The sequence below is a fragment of the Dactylosporangium cerinum genome, assembly GCF_042653625.1.
In the GTDB taxonomy this organism is placed as follows: Bacteria; Actinomycetota; Actinomycetes; order Mycobacteriales; family Micromonosporaceae; genus Dactylosporangium; species Dactylosporangium cerinum.
Genome location: NZ_JBHSIU010000070.1, coordinates 119,125 through 139,272 on the forward strand (window position 1 = coordinate 119,125; position 20,148 = coordinate 139,272).

Sequence of the window (20,148 nt, forward strand, 5' to 3'; positions counted from 1 at the left end):
CTGATCACCGCAGGATGCCGAGGCGGCGGACCTCCGGGATCCAGGTCGGAAACTCGTGGAGCAGCCGGTCGTACAGCTCTGCGTCGCTGACCGTGGCGATGTCGTCCACGGCGAAGAAGCCGACGTTGTCCACGACCCGGCCCTCCATCCGGTCGAGGCGCTCAAGAATGCCGTAGTTGCCCCGGCCGAGCCCGATGAACTGCCAGAACGTCGGCTCCTGAGCGGCGGCACGCAGCTGGCGTTCGATCTCGGCGTTGCGATGGACCCCACCGTCGGAGAAGAACAGCACCAGGGTCGGGTCCGCGGCAGGATTGGCGGCGAGCCAGCGACGGACCTGGTCGATGACGACCGGCTCGTTGTTGCTGCCGCCCACGTCCTTGGGCCGGGCCGAGACGTGGGCGGGCAACCACCTCGGCAGGTCGGCGATCGTCAGGTCGGGCAGCTGGCGGGCAAGGCTCGCAAACGACCACACCTGCATCGTGCCGTCGTCGTCGAGCTGGGCGGCGACGGCGGCCATCCGCTCCACGGCCTGGGCGACCACGCCGCGCTTGTACAGCCCGTGCATGGAGCCCGACGCGTCGAGCACCACGATGACGCGGGCCTGGATGCCGGCGGCGCCACGCTTCGCCAGGGATACCAGGACCTGCTGCTTGCGCAGGTTGAGCCGGTGCCGGTCGGCGGCGGGCAGCCGATCCTCGCCCTTGGTGAAGCGAACCCCCGCCGGAGCCGGCGCGGGAGCGGGTTGCGGCGCCGGCGCGGAGGTCGGCGTGGGCGCTGGGGCGTCGTCGACGGAGATCCCGAAGGCGGTCGCCAGCCCGGCCAGGCCACTGTCCCAGCCCTGGCCGACGGCTCGGAACTTCCAGCCACCCTGCCGGCGGTACAACTCGCCGATGACGAACGCAGTCTCCGAAGCGGCCCGCATGTCGGTGAATCGGACCAGCTCGACCCCGGCGCTGTCATAGACCACGGCGTGCAGGCCGGCGACCGCGCCGAAGGTGCCGCCGTCGGCGGAGGCCGCGATCACGACGCGGTCGACGCCCGGCTCCACGGCGCTGAGATGGACACTGACCGCGTCGAAGCCCGAGCCGCCCACCTGCTGCTTTCCATCGTGGACGACGGCGCCGCCGGGGTGCGTCGGCTGGTTGTAGAAGACCATGTCGGCGTCACCGCGGACCTTGCCGGACGCGTCGAGCAGCAACGCCGTGCAGTCGACGTCCGGCGCCCCGGGCCGCAGGTGCCAGCCGACGACGACCCGGACGGTGCCGGCCGGGATCGCAGTGTTGCCGCCCTTGGGAAGCTGGGTCACCGGGCCAGATCCGGGATGACCTCGGCCGTGGCGAGGCGGGCGAGGGCAGCGCCGGGCAGCACGATCTTGCTGCGGCGCAGGCCACTGCCGATGATGACCCAGGGCACGTCGACCACGCGCGAGTCGATGAGGACCGGCCAGCCGGCGGGGAGGCCGATGGGGGTGATGCCGCCGTACTCCATCCCGGTCGACGACACCGCGTCGTCCATCGGGGCGAAGCTCAGCTTGCGCACGTCGAGCCGCTTGCGGACGACGCCGTTGACGTCGGCTCGGGTGGTCGCGAGGATCACGCAGGCCGCGTAGCGGACCTCGCCTTCGCGCTTGCCGGCGACGACGACGCAGTTGGCCGACTGTTCGAGGCCGACGTCATACGCGGCGCAGAACTCCGCCGTGTCAGCGAGCGTGGGGTCGATCGGCGCGACCAGGATGTCCGGGTCGTTCAGTGCCGCGGTGACGAGTGCGACTGGAGCGGCCAGCAGGTCGGTGGCCGACAGGGCGGGCACCGTTTCGAGCTTCCCGATCAACGGCCGTCGTCCAGTGCGAGTGCCTTCATGAAGATGTCTCCGATCTTCGACGGGTCCTGGGCGACGAAGACCGCACCGCCGGTGGCGTCGACGATCTTCTGCATCTCGCCCTGGTTCACCTCGGAGCCGACACCGATGATGATGATCTGCACCGGCTGGTCCTTGTTCTCTGCCTTCTTCAACGAGCTGACGAGCGTTTCGAGCGACATCCCGCCCGGGTTGTTGTTGCGTCCGCCGGTGATCACCACGACCGAGTTGCCCCGGCTGGCGTCCCAGCCCTGCTGCACCGTCTGGTACGCCGCGAACACCGTGTCATACAGCCCGCTACCGCCCTTGGGGTTGGGCTTCAGACCGCCCAGGGCCCCGCGGAGCTGGTCGCGCTGCGCGTTGAGCGGGCCGATCGGCACCAGCTGCTGATGCCCGGTCGAAAACGACCAGAGCCCGACGGCCCAGCTCTCCGGGAACATGTCCAGGCCGCCCAACGCGGCCTGGACAGCGATCTGTTCCTTGCTCAGGCCGCCTGCGGACGGGACGGTCTGCTTCATCGCCGAGGAGACGTCGACGACCGCCAGCATCCGCGACGGCTGAGTGATCTCGATCCACATCTGCAGCGCCGCGTTGATCACCTTGGGATCCGGCACCGGCGTGACGGCGCTGCTGCTCGCCGCGCTGGGCCCGAGCGTCATGCCGGTGCCGACGGTGCCGTCGTTGGCGCGCAGCTGGTGCGTGGAGAGCAGGTTGCGGAACTCGGCCCCGGACAACACCGACCGGAACTGCTCCGCGGCGGCGGCCCGGTTCGGCGACAGGCGGGGCATCGCGGTGAACGGGTAGTCCAGCGCGATCGGCGCCGGATCCGGGTAGACCGCGACGAGCGGCACCGCCGGTCCGGTCGCGTTGTACGCGTGCAGCGCCTGCTCCGACAGCGGCGCCAGGGTCACCGCGGTCGACAGCGTCCGCGGGTCGGCGTCTCGGGGGAACCGTGCGATCAGCCCCGACTGCTGCTCCGACTTGCCGGTGGTCAACGCCTTGATCGCGCCGACCGTCAGCGCGTCGCCCTCGGGGCCGAACTGGTCGCGTACCGACGCCATCGCCACCATCGTGGAGATGCCGACGGCATCACGGTTGGGGTCGACGATGCCCGGCGTGATCCGGGTGTCGCCGACGATCTGCTGCAGCACCTGCTTCCAGGTGAGCTTGTTCTCCAGCCAGCCGAGTGACTTCGCCGTCGGCTCCGGCACCGCCAGCACTATCGGGCTGCGCGCCAGCGACGGCGCGTTCTGTGGCACCAGGTCCTCGCGGGCGGCGCGCATCCGCTGCAGCCAGATCGAGGAGTCCGGGATCCATACGTGTGGCACCTGCGTCTTGCCGTCGGCCTGGCCGAGTGTGTTGATGGTGACGCCGTGTTCACCGGCGATCGCCGCGGCAACCTCGGATGCACCCACGGCGACGACGTCGACCGCGACACACTCGTTGTCGACCCGCGGCTCGGTCTTGATCCACCGGGCCGCGGCGTCCTTGATGGCCGGCGCGATCTCCGGGCTCGCCGCGACTGAGAGCCGCACCGTGCCCGAGCATCCCGTCGACGACATCATCTGGTAGCCGCCGTAGACGGCACCGATGACGACGAGGGGAAGGATCATGCCGGCGGCGAGTGCGACGAACCCGTTACTCCTCAGGTCCGCCGCTGCGTGCCGTCCTCTCACGGGTACCAATATTCCCTAGATACGAGGTAAATGGGTCCAGCGTTCGGGTATTCGTCACACGGATTCGCGCGACGCGAGTACACTCCGCACTTTAATGATCACGTTGCGTCCGAAAGTTGTTCGGATCCTTTCCAAAGGCTTTGCAGACCGTTTGGACGAACGCCCTCGCCTCGGCCCCGTTTCCCGGCCGCCAGGTGCAGGCCAGGTCAACCGCGACGACCCGGCCGGTGGCGATGATCTCCTCCACCTTCGCCAGCACGGCACGCATCGACGGACCACCCGGCACCGGGAAGAGCAGTCCCGGCAACTCGGCCCCGTCCACGACGTCCAGGTCCACGTGCACCAGCAACGGACCCTCGGGCAATTCAAGATCTTGGAGTTGGTACCGCCGGATCCCCGAACCCTGGAGATACTCCGCCTCGGCCGGATCGAGATCCCTGGCGTCGACGAGCACCGCCCGGTCCTCGTCCAGCGGCCGTAGCCCCAGCCGATCGGCGATGAGCTCGGGCCGGTACCCCACCAGCACCCGCAACGGCATCCCGCCGATGTATCCCGAGGTGGTCGTCTCGAGCGTCTGCACGTCGCCGTGCGCGTCGAACCACACGACCGCCGGGTCCAGCCCCTGGCGCTGCAGGCCGGCCACCGTCCCCAACGCGGTGGTGCAGTCCCCGGAGATCACGACGGGTGACTCGGCCTGACGGACCTCGTCGGCGACCCGGTCGTACAGCACCGCCAGGCGACCCCAGATGTCACGATCCTCGGGGAACTCGGCGGTGACGATCACGTCAGCCGGCTCATCGACCAGCCCGTCGAGGCGTTCATCAAGGTGGTAGGGAACGTAGATCGTGGTCATGACGCATTTTCCCCCGCCTGCGTTGCACCCGGCCTTCTGGGTGCGACGGGACCTGCGGATCGACTGGCCGGAAGTTGCCCGAAACACCCGACAGGTCACCCCGGTCACCGTCCTGTGCGGGCGGTCCGGGGTCGGTAAGAGCCAGCTCGCCGCGGAGTACGCCCACCGCCGCACCGCCGAGGGCTGGCCGCTGGTCCTGTGGCTGTCCGCCGCGAACGAGACCAGCCTCCTCGCCGACCTCGACCGGGTCGCCGAGTCGTTCGGCGCTTGGGACGCCCGATCGGACGTGTCGCGGACGGTCCCGGCGGGGCTCGCCATGCTCCGCGAGCACCCCGGCCCGGTCCTCATGGTCTACGACGACGCGCCCGACCTGGACCTCGTCCGCCGTTGGATGCCCCGGTTCGGCGCCGTCCACGTCGTGGTCGCCACGCGGGCGGCGGTCCCGGATGCCATCGAGATCGGCGGTTACGCCCCTGCGGAGGTCCCGCCCGACCTGGCGGACCTCGCCGCCCGCCTCGATCACCATCCGGCGGCGCTGGCGGTGGCGGCCTCGACGATCGGACCGGGCCGGCGCTTCCCGACGCCCGGCGACCATCCGGCCACCGACGTGGTCCGCCTCGCCCACGAATCGCTGCCGGCCGACGTGCACGGACTGCTGGAACGCCTCTCCGTCCTCGCACCGACCGGCGCCGCGCTGCGGCTGCTCGGCTGGAAGCAGCCGCCCGACGTGCCGCCCGCGCTCGCGACGGTCGCCGACGGCCGGATCACGCTCACGAACTGGGTCCGGTGCGCGATCGCCGACCGGAGCCGTCACGACACGGTGCTCACCGACGTCACCGACGCCCTGCAGAAGGCGGTGCGCCGGCTCGACCCACGATCGCGGGCCGCGGTGGTCGAGCTGGCCCTGCACCTGTCCGCGGTGTACCTCCACAGCGCCGGCGCCGACGTCGCCATCCGCCGGCGGCTGCTGCACCTGCGCGTCAAGACCGCCGACGCGCTGCTGCGCACCTGCAACACCACGGCCGTCGACGCGCTCGGACCGGCCATCCTGGTCGACGCCACCGCCTTGTACGGCAACATCGCGCACGGCGACCTGGTCAAGATGCACTTCAACCTCAGGCAGGCCCGCGACGCCCTCGGCTACCCGGCCGACACCCTGCGGGCCGCACACGACCAGGTGGCCACCGCGGCGCAACTGCACGGCGCCCGGCATCCGGTGACGCTCGCGCACCGGCTCATGCTGGGCCGGGTGCACCGGGGGCACGGCACGCTCGAGGATGCTTTCGCGGTGCTCGCCCCGGTGCTGCACGAATGCCGGACGGTCCTCGGCCCTGACCATGCCGACACGCTGTGGGCCGCGCACCTGCTCGGCATCACGCACCTCAATCTCGGCCAGCTGGACGAGGCCGCTGCCGCGCTCGAGGGCACCTACGCCGACCGGCGGCGCGTCTTCGGCGCCGGCCACGCCGAGACCGCCTACTCCGGGACGGCGCTAGCCATCGTGCACCTGGAAACCGGCCACCTCGACGAGGGCATGCGGCTCCTGGAGCAGGTCCTCGCCGACCACCTGGCCGCGCGACCCGACCCGGCCGCCCTCGCCAACGTCCGGCACGACCTCGCCGACACGTACCGGATGGTCGGCCGCACCGCCGAGGCGAAGGCCCTGTACCGGCAGTGCCTCGCCCACTACGACCGCCACCACAAGGGCGGCGTCGCCGCGCTCAATGCCCTCGGTGGCCAGGCCGTCCTGGGTGGGTGACGAAGTCCGTCGGCAGCGTCCAGGGCATGCGGAAAATCGTGTCGGCTCCGCTGTCGAAACGGCGACAGGTCGTTCGACGCGTTGGTAGAGAACGCCTTTTACCTGGAGGAGCCATCATGCGGAAGATCGTCGCCGGGCTGCACATGTCGCTCGATGGTGTCATCGGCTCGCCGGAGCAGTGGAGCTTCGACTACTACTGCGACGAGGTCGGCCAGTCCATCAAGTCCCGCCGCGACGCCACCGGCACGCTGCTGCTCGGCCGCCGCACGTATGAGGAGTTCGCCGCGATCTGGCCCGGTCAGAGCGGCGAGATCGCCGACTTCATGAACAACACCCCGAAGCTGGTGGCGTCCACGACCTTGACCTCGGTCGACTGGTCCGGCGCGACGCTGCTGGAGGGCGATGTCACCGCCGCGCTCACCGCGCTCAAGCAGGGGCCGGGCGACAACATCACCATCACGGGCAGCGCCACGCTGGTCCGGTCACTGGTCCACGCCGGCGTGCTCGACGAGCTGCATCTCATGGTCTGCCCGATCGTGGTGGGCAGCGGCACGCGCCTCTTCGACGACACCGGCAAGCGGACCCCGTTGCGGCTCGCCGCCTCGGAAACCTTCCCGACCGGCGTCGCCCACCTCACCTACGAACCGGCCTGACCCCCACGCCTTCCTGCTCACCGGGCGGCCGGCGCGATCGTGGCGCCGGCCCCTGTTACCAAGAAGTGACATGGATCAAAGCCAAGGGGGTCAACCCCGTTCCCGCGCGATCTATACGGTTCGCCCATGCGTGCAAAGATCGCCCTTCTCGGGGCCCTGGCCGGCCTGTTCGTCGGCGGCCTCGCCGCCGCCGCTCCGGCCGCCGCTGCGGAGCCGCTGCCGGACATCGCGGTGACCGGCAGCTTCGACAAGGCAACCTACAAGGTCGACGAGGCCTTCGTCCTTACCGTCAAGGTCTCCAACAAGAGTTCCTTCGCCGCCAAGAAGATTCACTTCCTCGGCGGTGACAGCGGCGGCGCCGACATCAAAGACTTCGGCGTCCTGCAGACCGGCTTCGACCTGGCCGGCGGGGAGACGAAAACCTTCGCACTCGACGGCGTCACGACCGCCGAGGGCAAGAAGCTGGGCAAGGCCTTCGTCGCTTTCGAACTCGGCATTGACGCGGGCGACGCGCACCCGGACGACAACTACCTGACCGTCCGCGCCGCAGTCACCGGTGGCATCGGCAACATCAAGGGCCACATCTACCCGGGCGACAGCATCAGTTCCCCGGCCGAGTCCGACCAGATCGGCGTTCCCGGCGTCAAGGTCGAGATCCTCGACCCGGCCACGCGTGCCGTCCTCGGCCAGGCCACCACGGACGCAACCGGCCACTTCGCACTCAACGGCCTCCGCGCCGGCGAGGTCGAGCTCCGCTTCGTCATGCCGGCCGGGTGGCAGATCCTCAGCGGCGAGGGCCAGGACCCGGTGCGCGCGCTCATCCTCGGCGACGACACCGCCGACCTGGACATCGTCGCCAAGAAGGTCCCCGTCCCGTCCGCCTCTGTCTCCCCGTCTCCGGCCGCCGGCTCACAGCTGCCGATCACCGGCTCCAACACCGGCCTGATCGTCGGCGGTGGCGTCCTCGCGGTCGCCCTCGGCACCGGGCTGGTTCTGGTGGCCCGCCGTCGCCGGATCGTCCTGAAGGCCTGACGCCGGTCCACAGCAAACCCAACGGCGGCCGATCTGCACAAGCAGATCGGCCGCCGCCATGTTCTCCGGCCTCAGCGGGCGCGCATGCAGTGCCGGGTGCCGGGTGCCGGGTGCCGGGTGCCGGGTGCCGGGTGCACGTTCCACAACGGGTGCTCGCAGGTGGATCGTCCACCTTGGTTTCGTCACGGGGCACGCTTTGCGTGGGAGGCTGGCGGGAGCATGCGTGTGGAGGTGAGTCGCCGATGAGTGCGGATGTACTGGAGCACGTCGGGCCGTGGAGCGAGGACGAGTACTTCGCACTCGGTGAGACGCCGACCCGGATCGAGCTGATTGATGGAAGCCTGCTGGTGAGTCCAGCGCCGGCTATCCGGCGCCAGATCTTGTCCCGCCGCATCGCCAACGCACTCGACCCCGGCGCTTCAGCGGCCGGCCTGCTGGTCCTGGAAGCGGTCAACGTCCGCCTGCAGACCAGACGGATCGTCATCCCTGACCTCGTCGTCTCCGACGTCGATGACGGCACAATGATCGACGCAGTCGACGTGGCGCTGATCGGCGAAGTGGTCTCGCCCAGCAACGCCGGCACGGACCGGGTGGCGAAGATGGGCTTCTACGCGAAGGCGGGGATCGGCTGGTACCTGCTGGTGGAGCAGGATTCCCTGTCCTCGGTTGTGTTGCACCTGCTGCGACTCGACGGCGAGCACTACGTCGAGCACATGGTGGTGGGCGGCGGGGAGACCTTGACCTCGGACAACCCGTTCGCAATCGACACTGCTGCCCTGGCTGCTGGTAGGCCTTCGCCCTCCTGACCGTGACGGCCAGCGCGCTGCCCTATCCAGCCACAACGGCGCTGCATGGTGGGCGAGTCCTGCGGCGGGCGCTCACAGAGGCGCCGCCCTCACCGGTCACAAACTTGTGAAGGCCCGACCGGGTCAAGGCGGCTGCCGCACCGACCCTTCGGAAACCCCACTCAGCCCCGAAAGGGTTTGAGGGGGTGTGGGTGGAGCGAAGCTCCCCCACTAGGGAGCAGCCGAAGGCTGCGCGGGGGCAAGTGGAGCCACAACGGCGAATCGGCGCAGCCGATGAGCAGGCCGCGCCGGTTGGCGGAACGTGGAAGCGAGGGGACTCGAACCCCTAACCCCCGCCTTGCAAAGGCGGTGCTCTGCCAGTTGAGCTACGCCCCCGGGCGAGGGGAGACCCCTCGGTGTGACTAGCGCAGGTCCGGTGCGGTGGTGGCCTCGTGCCAGAGCGCGCGCTCTTCGCTCGCGGTCTTCACGCGCTTGGCGACGTAGGCAGCGGCACCGACGACTGCGACCACCAGGAGCACCTTTTTCCACATGTGGGGCTAGCTGGAATCGAACCAGCGACCTCAGAGTTATCAGCTCTGCGCTCTAACCGACTGAGCTATAGCCCCGTTACACCGATCCCCGCGAAAAGCGGGCGTATCAGCGCGACGGCCAAGGTTACCGCACCCGGCACCCAAGCCTCAAACCGGTTCCCCCCACGGCGAGCCGAGCGGCTCGCCGTGGGGAAAACAGCAGGTCAGTCCTTCTCCGCCAGCGTCAGCTCGATGCCGCCGACCAGGTCGGCACAGACGTTGTAGATGAAGGAGCCCAGGGTGGCGAGCGCGGTGAAGAGGACCACGTTGACCACGCCGAGCAGGGCGGCGCCGCCGATGACGCCCTTCGCGGTGATGCGGAAGGTGCTGTCGGCCTGGCCACCGGTGGAGCTGACGATGTCGGCGAGGGCCTTGTTGACGCTGTTGAAGACGTCCATCGCGTCAAGGGCCAGGTAGAGCACCGACGTGGCGACGATGACGACGACGAACAGCACGAACGAGACCGCGAACGCGAACTTCATCACAGACCACGGGTCGATGCGCTTCAGGTGCAGCCGGGCCCGGCGTGGGCCGCGGCCCACCGCGGAGCTGACCGTCTTGCGGGCCGCGCGGACGGCCTCGGTGACGCGGGCGGACCCGCTCACCGCCGGCGCGGCCGCGGGCGCGTTCAGCGCCTGGGTGGCGCCGGCGTTGGTCGGGCGCACGGAGGCACGGGCCACCGCGACGCTCGCCGTGCCGGTCGCCGCGCCGCTGGTGGGCGCCGCGGAACCGAGCGTCACGGGCGGGGGCGTCACGACCCCGGCCTTGCCCTTCGCGACGCCGACGGACGGCGGCGACTGGATCGGCACCGTCAACGAGTCGGGCGGCGGCACCATGCCGGGGGCACGCTGATATTTCGGCGTGCCGCCGATCGTGGTTTCACCGGGCGTGCTGGCCCCGTTGAACGCACCGGCGTCCCCGCCGGCGGCAGGCGCCCCCGAGTCAGATCCCGTCATGGCAGCCTCTCCGGCCTGCTTGGCCTCATCGGTTGCTGCCGAGGCGGTCCCCGACTTCGCCTGTGTGTCTGTCATCAACTAGTCCTGTTCGTCGGGCTCATCGGCGTTGCGGGCGATCGCGACGATGGTCACACCCTCCGGCAGGTCCATGAGCTTGACCCCCATTGTGTTCCGATCCCGCGTACGTCGTACAGGCTTCACGGGAGTCCGGATCACGCCACCATTTGAGGTGATGGCGAAAAGCTCATCATCCGGATCGATCACCACGGCGCCAACCAGGCCGCCACGCCGAGACGTGATTTTAGCCGTCAGGACGCCCTTGCCGCCGCGTCCTTGCACCGGATATTCCTCGATGGGAGTCCGCTTGGCAAAACCACCGTCGGTGGCCACCAAAACGTCCAGGTCCATCCCCTCGCGCACCACTTCCATCGCCAGCAGTTCATCACCTTCGGCGAAGCGCATCCCGATCACCCCCGACGTTGCGCGGCCCATCGGGCGCAGCGTGTCGTCATTGGCGGTGAAGCGGATCGCCTGGGCCTGCTTGCTCACCAGGAGGAGGTCGTCCTCCGGGCCGAGCAGTGCGGCGCCCACCAATTCGTCCTCTTCGCGCAGGTTGATGCCGATGATCCCGCCGGACCGGTTGGAGTCGAACTCCTCCAGCTTGGTCTTCTTGACCAGGCCGTCCTTGGTGGCCAGCACCAGGTATGGCGACACCTGGTAGTTCGGGATCTCGATCACCTGTGCGATGTGCTCGTCGGGCTGGAATGCCAGCAGGTTGGCGACGTGCTGACCCTTCGCGACCCGGCTTGCCTCCGGCAGCTCATACGCCTTCGCCCGGTAGACGCGGCCCTTGTTCGTGAAGAACAACATCCAGTCGTGCGTGGAGCATACGAAGAAGTGGCTGACGATGTCGTCCTGCCTCAGTGTCGCACCGGAGACACCCTTCCCGCCGCGCTTCTGCGAGCGGTACAGGTCGACCTTGGTGCGCTTCGCGTATCCGGTCCGGGTGATCGTGACCACGACGTCCTCGCGCGCGATGAGGTCCTCCATGGAGACCTCGCCGTCGAACGGGATGATCTGGGTGCGCCGTTCGTCGCCGCGACGGGCGACGATCTCGGCGAGCTCCTCGGAGACGATCTGCCGCTGCCGGGCCGGCGTCGCCAGGATGTCCTTGTAGTCGGCGATCTCGATCTCGATCTTCGCCAGCTCGTCGAAGATGCGCTGGCGCTCCAGTGCGGCGAGCCGGCGCAGCTGCATGTCGAGGATCGCGACGGCCTGGATGTCGTCGATGTCGAGCAGGTTCATCAGGCCGTTCTTCGACTCCTCGGCGCTCGGGGAGCGCCGGATGAGTGCGATGACCTCGTCGAGCATGTCGAGGGCCTTGACCAGGCCGCGCAGGATGTGGGCGCGCTCCTCGGCCTTGCGCAACCGGTATGCGGTGCGCCGGACGATGACCTCGATCTGGTGCGTGACGTAGTGCCGCACGAACTGCGCGAGGTTGAGCGTGCGGGGCACGCCGTCGACCAGCGCCAGCATGTTGGCGCCGAACGTCTCCTGCAGCTGCGTGTGCTTGTAGAGGTTGTTGAGCACCACCTTGGCGACCGCGTCGCGCTTGAGCACGATCACCAGGCGCATGCCGGTGCGGCCGGAGGACTCCTCGCGGATGTCGGCGATGCCGGCGAGCTTGCCCTCCTTGACGAGGTCGGCGATGCGCTCGGCGAGGTTGTCGGGGTTGACCGCATACGGCAGCTCGGTGACCACGAGGATGGTCCGCCCGCGGGTGTCCTCCTCGACCTCGACGACGGCGCGCATGCGGATCGAGCCGCGGCCGGTCCGGTAGGCGTCGATGATCGCCGACGTGCCGACGATGAGGCCCTTGGTCGGGAAGTCGGGGCCCTTGACGATCTTGATCAGCTCGTCGAGCGTCTCGGCCTCGTCGGCCTCGGGGTTGTCCAGGCACCACTGGACGGCCTGGGCGATCTCCCGCAGGTTGTGCGGCGGGATGTTGGTCGCCATGCCGACGGCGATGCCGGTGCTGCCGTTGACGAGCAGGTTGGGGATGCGCGACGGCAGGATCGTGGGCTCCTGGGCCCGGCCGTCGTAGTTGGGGACGAAGTCGACGGTGTCCTCGTCGATGTCCCGCAGCATCTCCATGGCGAGCGGGTCGAGCCGGGCCTCCGTGTACCGCATGGCGGCGGCGGGGTCGTTGCCCGGCGAGCCGAAGTTGCCGTTGCCGTCGATCAGCGGGTAGCGCAGCGACCAGTGCTGTGCCATACGGACCATGGCGTCGTAGATCGAGGCGTCGCCGTGCGGGTGGTAGTTACCCATCACGTCACCGACGACGCGGGCGCACTTCACGTAGCCGCGGTCGGGGCGGTAGCCGCCGTCGAACATCGCATAGAGGATCTTGCGGTGCACCGGCTTGAGGCCGTCACGCACGTCCGGCAGGGCCCGCCCGACGATGACGCTCATCGCATAGTCGAGGTAGGACCGCTGCATCTCGACTTCGATGCCGATCGGTTCGATCCGGCTCGCGACCGCTGAACCACTCTCGTCGGGAGTCTCCGGAGTGGTAGTCGGTTCCGTCACTCTTTATCCCTTTTCTCAGTGTTGACGGTCAGATGTCGAGGAACCGGACGTCTTTAGCGTTGCGCTGGATGAACGAGCGGCGTGCTTCCACGTCTTCGCCCATCAGGACGCTGAAGAGCTCGTCCGCGGTTGCAGCGTCGTCCAATGTCACCTGACGGAGCATGCGGGTCGCCGGGTTCATCGTCGTTTCCCACAGCTCGGGGTAGTTCATCTCACCGAGGCCCTTGAACCGCTGGATGTCGTCGGGCTTGGCATTGGGCTTGCTCTGCTGGCGCAGCGTGATCAACCCGTCGCGCTCACGGTCGGTGTAGGCATACTGCGCGTCGTCGCCCTTTTTGTTCCATTTGATCTTGTACAGCGGGGGCGCCGCGAGATACACGTGACCGAGCTCGATCAGCGGCCGCATGAACCGGAACACCAGCGTCAGCAGCAGCGTCTGGATGTGCTGGCCGTCGACGTCGGCGTCGGCCATCAGGATCAGCTTGTGGTAGCGCAGCTTCTCGATGTCGAACTCGTCGTGGATGCCGGTGCCGAGCGCGGTGATCAGCGCCTGGACCTCGTTGTTCTTCAGGACGCGGTCGATGCGCGCCTTCTCCACGTTGAGGATCTTGCCGCGGATCGGCAGGATCGCCTGGACCCGCGGGTCACGGCCCTGCTTGGCCGAGCCGCCGGCGGAGTCGCCCTCGACGATGAACAGCTCGGAGACCCGGGGGTCGTTGGACTGGCAGTCGGCCAGCTTGCCGGGCATCGAGCCCGACTCCAGCAGCGACTTGCGCCGGGCCAGCTTGCGCGCCTGTGAGGCGGCCAGCCGCGCCCTGGCGGCCTGGGACGCCTTCGTGATGATGGTCTTGACCTCGGCCGGGTTGCGGTCGAACCAGTCGACCAGCCACTCGTTGCAGACCTTCTGCACGAAGCTGCGGGCCTCGGTGTTGCCGAGCTTGGTCTTCGTCTGGCCCTCGAACTGCGGGTTGGTCAGCTTGATCGAGATGATCGCGGCCAGACCCTCGCGGATGTCCTCGCCCGTGAGCTTCTCGTCGCCCTTGAGGAACTTCTTGTCCGCGCCGTACTTGTTCACCACGGAGGTCAGCGCGCTGCGGAAGCCCTCCTCGTGGGTGCCGCCCTCGTGCGTGTTGATCGTGTTGGCGAACGTGTAGACGCTCTCGCCATACGACTCGTTCCACTGCATGGCGATCTCCACCGAGATGCCGTCGCCGTCGGAGCCGAACTCGACCACCGAACGGTGGATGGGCGTCTTCGTCGCGTTGAGGTGGCGCACGAAGTCGGCGATGCCGTTCTCGTAGCAGAAGACGACCTCCTTCTTCTCCTCCGGAACGTCGGCGCGCTCGTCGCGCAGCGCGATCTTGAGTCCGCGGTTGAGGAAGGCATACTCCTGGATGCGCCGGTAGACCGTCTCGTAGTTGAAGTCGAGGGTCTCGAAGATCGCGCCGTCGGGCCAGAAGGTCACGCTGGTGCCGGTCCGGTCGGTCGCCTCGCCCTTCTGCAGCGGGTCGGGCACCGAGTTGCGGTAGGTCTGCCGCCAGACGAACCCGTCCTTGTGGATCTCCAGGTCGATCCGCGTGGAGAGCGCGTTGACGACCGAGATGCCGACGCCGTGCAGACCGCCGGAAACGGCATAGGCCTTGCCGTCGAACTTGCCGCCGGCGTGCAGCACCGTGAGGACGACCTCGACCGTCGGCCGCTTCTCCTTCGGGTGCATGTCGACCGGAATGCCACGACCGTTGTCCACGACCCGCACCCCGCCACCCTCAAGGAGCGTGACCTCGATGGTGTCGCAGAAGCCCGCCAAGGCCTCGTCGACCGCGTTGTCCACGACCTCCCACACCAGGTGGTGCAGGCCGCGCTCGCCGGTCGAGCCGATGTACATGCCTGGCCGCTTGCGAACCGCCTCGAGCCCCTCGAGCACGGTGATCGATGAGGAGTCGTAGGACTGTTCGGGCTTGTTTACTGCCACCCTCGGTCGCTTTCTCGCACTGGCCGGCTGCGCCGCTCGGCGCCCCGGGTCTCGTGCGGAGTCGTGCGAGCACTACGGTCACGGCGCAGGCACGCCGGAGTCCTGCGCCCCACCGAGCGGGCGCCGCGACCACCGGCGGGCCGACACCGCGGACGCGTGCACGCGGGTTGTATCGGCTGGTTCTCAGAGCCTTCGCTCCGACGCAATCCTACTGTGCCCGTGCGACATTTTCGCATCGGGACGGCACCTGTAGTCCCCGTAGCGGCCCGAACGGTACGGGTTGAAGGTCCCCCTACGCGGGAGGGGTTCCGGCGGGCGATGATGGGCGGCACGGCGAGCGCTGGAAGGCTGTCCCCGGGTTCGGCACCTGCGGGGGTCGCGCAAGCGGCCGTTCGTGCCGTATGTTCCCCGCCGCGGGGGCGGGGCAAGTGTGAGAGCGAGGGGTCCGCGATGGGGTTGGACAACGTCGCCGTGCAGTGGCCGCGCACCGGACGGTTTTACGACCCGGTGGCGCCGGCCGAGTTCGTCGACTTCGCCGGGCTGGCCGAGAAGCTGCCGCTGCACGCGGGGCCGGCGGCGGCGCTGGCGGATCACGTGGCGAAGACCGGCACGGTGCGCGTGACGGGGTACACGGAGCTGGTAGACCTGCTCTTCGGGCTCAACGGCGTGCTGTTCGCGACCGATGCGGCCGCCGAGGACGAGGATCCGGTGATCAGTCCGGACGACTGCGCCTGGATCGCCGGCGGCCTCGAGCGCTTCGTCAACGGCCACCAGGAGTTCGGCGACGAGATCACGTTCGAGACGGTGAGCACCGTGCTGCGCCGCGCGCTGGAGGGCTCGCGCCTGGCCGAGCAGCAGCTGCGATGGCTGCAGAGCCGCCTCGACGCGCTGCGCGACGACACCGGCAACGCCCCGCAGTGGAGCTACACGATCGCCGAGCTGGACGTCCTCGCGAAGTTCTACCGCCGGTGCGCGAACCGTGGTTTCGCCGTCTACGCGGACTTCTGACCGGCACGATCAGCCGTAGGTGTCGCGCGGGCCGCGCCCGCGCACCCGCATCGGCCCGCGGCTCCAGGACGGTGTGCTCGGCCCCTGGATGTGGAGCTTCTTGACGACGTTGTGACCGACCTCACCCGCGATCCGGGCGATGAGCCGACCGGCGAGCATCCGCAGCTGGGTCGCCCACGCGGTGGACTCCGCCTCGACGGTCAGCTCGCCGTCCTCCAGCTTGATCGGCCGGCAGTGCGCGGCGATGTCGGCGCCGACGACCCGCTCCCACTCCCCGAACACGGTCGCCTCGGCCTTCGGCTTCTGCCAGCCGCGCGCCTTCATCATCCGTTCGAGCAGCGTGCCGAACGGCTGTGGATCCCTCGGGTCGGGCCCGGGTCCGGTGTATCCCCGCCGCCGGCGCGGCTCCCCGGTCGCCGGGTCCGTGACGGCCTTGCGGCGCGGCTGCGCCCTGCGTTTCGCGAGGGCGGCCTCGACCGCGGCCCGAGCCAGCTCGGGACCGGTTTTCTCGTTGCCGGCCTCATCAGCCACGTCGCACTTCGCCTCCGCCCACTTCGAACCGCGCGCCGCGCAGCGTCCGCGGCACGTCGTCGTCGACGGCGCACGTCACGATGACCTGGCTGGCGCCGCTCACGAGCTCGGCCAGCCGCTCCCGGCGGCCCACGTCGAGCTCGGCGAACACGTCGTCCAGCACCAGCACCGGCTCCACGCCGTCGTCCCGCAGCAGATCGTAGGCCGCCAGGCGCAGCGCCAGCGCATACGACCAGGACTCGCCGTGGCTGGCGTACCCCTTGGCCGGCAGCTCGCCGAGGGTCAGCGTCAACTCGTCGCGGTGCGGGCCGACCAGCGTGACGCCCCGCTCGACCTCCTGCTTGCGGGCCTCCCCGAGCGCGGTGAGGAGCGCCTGCTCGATGTCCGCCTGCGCAGAGGCGTCCGGCACGGGGAACGACGGGCTGTAGGCGATCCGGGCGTCGGACCGGCTGGCGCTGACGGCCGCATACGCCTTCGCGACGTGCGGGGCGAGCGCGGCGACCAGGTCGAGCCGGGCCCGGACCAGTTGCGCGCCGTGCTGCGCGAGATGGGTGTCCCACACGTCGAGGGTCGACAGGTCACCGCCGCGGTTGCCGCCCGTCTTGCGGGCCAGATACGCACTGCGCAGCAACGCGTTGCGCTGCTTGAGCACCCGGTCGTAGTCGGAGCGCACCCCGGCGAAGCGTGGCTGCCTGGCCACCAGCAACTCGTCGAGGAGCCGCCGGCGCTCGCTCGGGTCGCCGCGGATCAGGGAAAGATCCTCCGGTGCGAACAGCACGAGTTTCAGTGCACCCAGGATGTCGCGGGTGCGGGTCACCGGCGATCGGCCCAGCCTCGCCTTGTTGGCCTTGCCGGGCTCGATCGACAGCTCCACGAGCAGCTCGCGCTCCTCGTGGACGACGGCGCACCGCACCACCGCGCGGTTCGCACCGAACCGGACCAGCGGCGCGTCGGTCGCAACCCGGTGCGACTCGAGGGTGGCCACATAGGCCAGCGCCTCGACCAGGTTGGTCTTGCCGACGCCGTTCGGGCCGACGAGCACGCACGCCCCGGGCCCGAACTCGACGACCACCCGCTCGTAACTGCGGAAGTCGACGAGCTCGAGACCCCGGACGTACAAACTCAGCCCTTCTTGACCGCGTGGCCGCCGAACTGGTTCCGCAGCGCGGCCACGGCCTTCATCGCCGGCGAGTCGTCCTGCCGCGAGGCGAACCGGGCGAACAGCGACGCCGCGATCACGTTCATCGGCACGGCCAGCCGGATGGCCTCCTCGACCGTCCAGCGGCCCTCGCCGGTGTCGTCGGCGTAGCCACGCAGGCCGTCGAGGTTGGGGTCCTCGTCGAGGGCCCGGTCCATCAGGTCCAGCAGCCACGACTGCACGACGGACCCGGCCCGCCACGACTTGAACACCTCGGGGATGTTCTCGACGTATTCAGAGGCCTCGAGCAGCTCGTAGCCTTCGGCATAGGCGTGCATCATGCCGTACTCGATACCGTTGTGGACCATCTTCGCGTAGTGCCCGGCACCGACCCCGCCGGCGTGCGCGAAACCGAACTCGCCCTCGGGCTTGAGGCCCTCGAAGATCGGCTTGCAGTGCTCGACGTGCTTCTTGTCGCCGCCGACCATCAGCGCATAGCCGTTGGTCCGGCCCCAGACCCCGCCGGACACGCCGACGTCCAGGTAGCCGATGCCCTTCGTCGCCAGCCGCTCGGCCCGCGGGCGGTCGTTGCTGAAGCGCGAGTTGCCGCCGTCGATGACGATGTCGCCGGCCGACAGCAGGTCGGACAGCTCGTCGATGGTCGGCTCCGTGTACTGCACCGGAACCATGATCCACACCACTCGGGGCGCGGCGAGCTTCTCGACCAGTTCGTTGAGCGACGCCACGTCGGTGACGTCTGGGTGATGGTCGTAGCCGATGACCTCGTGCCCGGCGGCCCGAAGCCGCTCGCGCATGTTGAAGCCCATCCTGCCCAGGCCGATGAGACCGAGCTGCATGTCTGGTGCCTCCGAAACTCAGCTGCCGATGCGAACCGGCATGATCAAGTACCAGTATCCAGGGACGATTTCTCCATCATCCTTGGCGGGGGACATGACCGCAGGCTTCTTCGGGTCAGTGAACGACAGCACGGCGATCGGGGCGTCGAGCGCCTTCAGGCCGTCCAGCAGGTACTGGTGGTTGAAGGCGATCGTCATCGGCTCGCCCTCGTAGGCACAGTCCATCGCCTCGCTGGCCCGCGCGTCCTCGCTGCCGCTGGCCTCGACGACGAGGCCGTCGGTGCTGAACGACAGACGCACCGGGGTGGACCGCTCGGCGACCAGGCCGACGCGCCGCACCACCTCGTTGAGGGCGGAGACCCGGATCCGGGCCTGGGCGTTGTGCGTGTCGGGCAGCAGGGCCCGCACCTTCGGGAAGTCGCCGTCGAGCAGACGGGACGTGGTGCGCCGGGTGCCACCGGCGAAACCGATCATCCCCTCGCCGAGCTTGCCCCGGGACAGCGCGACCGACACCAGACCACCAACGGGTCCGAGCGTCTTCGCGGTGTCGTCGAGGGTGCGCGCCGGAACGAGCGCGGCCAGGCTCACGTCGTCCTCGTCGGGGCGCCACTCCAGCTCACGCACGGCCAGCCGGTATCGGTCGGTGGCGAGCAGGGTCAGCTTGCTGCCCTCGAGCTCGATCCGCACGCCGGTCAGCATCGGCAGGGTGTCGTCCCGGCCGGCGGCGATCGCCACCTGCGAGACCGCACCGGCGAACGTGGCCGCGTCGACCGTGCCGGCCAGCTCGGGCATCTCCGGCAGCGTCGGATAGTCCTCGACCGGCATCGTCGGCAGCGTGAACCGGGCACTGCCACACGTGATCTCGACGTGTGACCCCACCGCGGCGACGTCGACCGGCTTGGCCGGCAACGACTTGGTGATTTCGGCGAGCAGCCGCCCGGAGACGAGCGTGGCGCCGTCGGCATCCGCCTGGACCTCGACGGTCACCTGGCTGGACACCTCGTAGTCGAAGCCGGACACCTGCAGGCGGCCGTCACCGACTCTCAGCAGAACACCGGCAAGCACCGGCACAGAAGGGCGGCTGGGCAGACTCTTGGCTGTCCAGGCGACGGCATCGGCGAGCGCGTCGCGCTCGACTCGGAACTTCATCGCGGTCCTCCCGCGTCGTCTCGTCTCAAGCGTGGTGCTGCATCGAACCTTAGGGCTTCCACGGCGGTGCCGTGCACCGACCCCTCCAAATTTCGAGCCGAGAACTTATCCACTTGCTGATGATTGCTTTTTTCTCTCTTTTAAAGAGATTTACTTCGTAGTCATAGGTGTTGTGGATTCTGTGGACAACCCTCGTTTTAGCAGCTCAGAGCACTTATGTCTCTGGGTATGGAGTGTGTATAACCCCCTGTGTACAAGGTTGTGGATTGTGGATAAGCGATCATCCACAGGCGTTGTCCACCGGCTATCCACCGGCAATCCACAGGGTTCGTCCACGATCTGGGGATAACTCGTTCCGAACCATCCTCACGTTCTGTCGACACCTCGGTCACTCTTCGGATGTTTCCACACCTCTTCCACACGTCCTCCCCAGGAGTTATCCACAGACTGTGGACGGCGCCTGTGTGCAATGTGTAGCCGTCTCGTCACTTGTCACCGGCCGATCACCAGGCGTGGCGAAGAGTTGGCACAATCGAAGTTATCCACAGGTTCTGTGGACAAAGTCTGTGTATAACTTGGACAAACCCCACGGGGGTATATGCGCACATGTTGTGGACATCCTGGGGATGAGGCTGTGGACATCTTATGTCCATAAGCGCCTGGATCCCAGGTCGGAGGCCTGTGGAAACAGTGGATAACCGCCACAGTCCACAGGCTGTGGGCAACGCCGGTGGACAGTACAT

General features: G+C 68.7%; 17 protein-coding genes and 2 tRNA genes. 5 read left to right on the top strand and 14 right to left on the bottom strand.

All coding sequences use genetic code 11. The features are described 5' to 3' along the window. Nucleotides 1-4: 4 nt before the first annotated feature. The 4 genes from ACFPIJ_RS46700 to ACFPIJ_RS46715 form a co-directional block, all read right to left on the bottom strand. Complete coding sequence (locus ACFPIJ_RS46700) at nucleotides 5-1,306, bottom strand: VWA domain-containing protein (RefSeq protein WP_380125951.1); 1,302 nt, start codon at nucleotides 1,304-1,306, stop codon at nucleotides 5-7. Beyond that, complete coding sequence (locus ACFPIJ_RS46705; RefSeq protein ID WP_380125981.1) at nucleotides 1,303-1,827, bottom strand: YbaK/EbsC family protein; 525 nt, start codon at nucleotides 1,825-1,827, stop codon at nucleotides 1,303-1,305. The genes ACFPIJ_RS46700 and ACFPIJ_RS46705 overlap by 4 nt, the downstream gene beginning before the upstream one ends. Next, entirely contained in the window at nucleotides 1,827-3,533 is a 1,707-nt protein-coding gene (locus tag ACFPIJ_RS46710; RefSeq protein ID WP_380125952.1) for a substrate-binding domain-containing protein, read from the bottom strand. The genes ACFPIJ_RS46705 and ACFPIJ_RS46710 overlap by 1 nt, the downstream gene beginning before the upstream one ends. A gap of 91 nt (nucleotides 3,534-3,624) precedes the next feature. Continuing rightward, nucleotides 3,625-4,386, bottom strand: coding sequence for an arginase family protein (locus tag ACFPIJ_RS46715; protein ID WP_380125953.1), 762 nt, complete (start codon nucleotides 4,384-4,386; stop codon nucleotides 3,625-3,627). Here ACFPIJ_RS46715 and ACFPIJ_RS46720 point away from each other — a divergent pair. The 4 genes from ACFPIJ_RS46720 (at nucleotide 4,385) to ACFPIJ_RS46735 (ending at nucleotide 8,636) form a co-directional block, all read left to right on the top strand. Continuing rightward, the gene (locus ACFPIJ_RS46720) at nucleotides 4,385-6,145 is read left to right on the top strand and encodes a tetratricopeptide repeat protein (RefSeq protein WP_380125954.1); all 1,761 of its coding nucleotides are present in this window, start codon (nucleotides 4,385-4,387) and stop codon (nucleotides 6,143-6,145) included. The genes ACFPIJ_RS46715 and ACFPIJ_RS46720 overlap by 2 nt on opposite strands. Nucleotides 6,146-6,261: 116 nt before the next feature. Then, on the top strand, nucleotides 6,262-6,798 hold the full coding sequence (locus ACFPIJ_RS46725; RefSeq protein WP_380125955.1) for a dihydrofolate reductase family protein: 537 nt from the start codon (nucleotides 6,262-6,264) through the stop codon (nucleotides 6,796-6,798). Nucleotides 6,799-6,924: 126 nt separating this feature from the next. Then, nucleotides 6,925-7,830 (top strand): LPXTG cell wall anchor domain-containing protein, encoded by a 906-nt coding sequence (locus ACFPIJ_RS46730; RefSeq protein WP_380125956.1) that lies wholly within the window; start codon nucleotides 6,925-6,927, stop codon nucleotides 7,828-7,830. A gap of 242 nt (nucleotides 7,831-8,072) precedes the next feature. Continuing rightward, nucleotides 8,073-8,636 carry a Uma2 family endonuclease gene (locus tag ACFPIJ_RS46735; RefSeq protein ID WP_380125957.1) on the top strand — a complete coding sequence of 188 codons (564 nt, stop codon included), beginning with the start codon at nucleotides 8,073-8,075 and terminating at the stop codon, nucleotides 8,634-8,636. A gap of 302 nt (nucleotides 8,637-8,938) precedes the next feature. Here the strand turns inward: ACFPIJ_RS46735 and ACFPIJ_RS46740 are convergent. The 6 genes from ACFPIJ_RS46740 to gyrB form a co-directional block, all read right to left on the bottom strand. After that, nucleotides 8,939-9,011, bottom strand: a tRNA-Ala gene (locus ACFPIJ_RS46740). Between the two features lie 26 nt (nucleotides 9,012-9,037). Next, complete coding sequence (locus ACFPIJ_RS46745; protein ID WP_239136238.1) at nucleotides 9,038-9,166, bottom strand: DLW-39 family protein; 129 nt, start codon at nucleotides 9,164-9,166, stop codon at nucleotides 9,038-9,040. A 1-nt stretch (nucleotide 9,167) separates the two neighbouring features. Then, nucleotides 9,168-9,241 (bottom strand) — tRNA-Ile (locus ACFPIJ_RS46750). Nucleotides 9,242-9,369: 128 nt separating this feature from the next. Beyond that, nucleotides 9,370-10,236, bottom strand: a complete 867-nt coding sequence (locus tag ACFPIJ_RS46755; RefSeq protein ID WP_380125958.1) for a DUF3566 domain-containing protein — start codon at nucleotides 10,234-10,236, stop codon at nucleotides 9,370-9,372. 3 nt (nucleotides 10,237-10,239) lie between these two features. Beyond that, the gene (gene gyrA, locus ACFPIJ_RS46760; protein WP_380125959.1) at nucleotides 10,240-12,750 is read right to left on the bottom strand and encodes a DNA gyrase subunit A; all 2,511 of its coding nucleotides are present in this window, start codon (nucleotides 12,748-12,750) and stop codon (nucleotides 10,240-10,242) included. Between the two features lie 28 nt (nucleotides 12,751-12,778). Then, nucleotides 12,779-14,722, bottom strand: coding sequence for a DNA topoisomerase (ATP-hydrolyzing) subunit B (gyrB, locus tag ACFPIJ_RS46765; protein ID WP_380125960.1), 1,944 nt, complete (start codon nucleotides 14,720-14,722; stop codon nucleotides 12,779-12,781). 450 nt (nucleotides 14,723-15,172) lie between these two features. Here gyrB and ACFPIJ_RS46770 point away from each other — a divergent pair, with 450 nt between their 5' ends. Next, nucleotides 15,173-15,730 (top strand): hypothetical protein, encoded by a 558-nt coding sequence (locus ACFPIJ_RS46770; RefSeq protein ID WP_327007218.1) that lies wholly within the window; start codon nucleotides 15,173-15,175, stop codon nucleotides 15,728-15,730. A gap of 9 nt (nucleotides 15,731-15,739) precedes the next feature. Here ACFPIJ_RS46770 and ACFPIJ_RS46775 read toward each other — a convergent pair whose 3' ends face one another. The 4 genes from ACFPIJ_RS46775 to dnaN are packed head-to-tail and all read right to left on the bottom strand — an operon-like array spanning nucleotide 15,740 to nucleotide 19,405. Beyond that, on the bottom strand, nucleotides 15,740-16,261 hold the full coding sequence (locus tag ACFPIJ_RS46775) for a DciA family protein (protein WP_380125961.1): 522 nt from the start codon (nucleotides 16,259-16,261) through the stop codon (nucleotides 15,740-15,742). Then, a complete protein-coding gene (gene recF, locus ACFPIJ_RS46780; RefSeq protein ID WP_380125962.1) occupies nucleotides 16,254-17,381 on the bottom strand; it encodes a DNA replication/repair protein RecF in 1,128 nt (375 codons plus the stop codon). The genes ACFPIJ_RS46775 and recF overlap by 8 nt, the downstream gene beginning before the upstream one ends. A 2-nt stretch (nucleotides 17,382-17,383) precedes the next feature. Beyond that, nucleotides 17,384-18,256 (bottom strand): phosphogluconate dehydrogenase (NAD(+)-dependent, decarboxylating), encoded by an 873-nt coding sequence (gnd, locus tag ACFPIJ_RS46785; RefSeq protein ID WP_380125963.1) that lies wholly within the window; start codon nucleotides 18,254-18,256, stop codon nucleotides 17,384-17,386. A gap of 18 nt (nucleotides 18,257-18,274) precedes the next feature. After that, nucleotides 18,275-19,405 (bottom strand): DNA polymerase III subunit beta, encoded by a 1,131-nt coding sequence (dnaN, locus tag ACFPIJ_RS46790; RefSeq protein ID WP_380125964.1) that lies wholly within the window; start codon nucleotides 19,403-19,405, stop codon nucleotides 18,275-18,277. Between the last annotated feature and the right edge of the window lie 743 nt (nucleotides 19,406-20,148).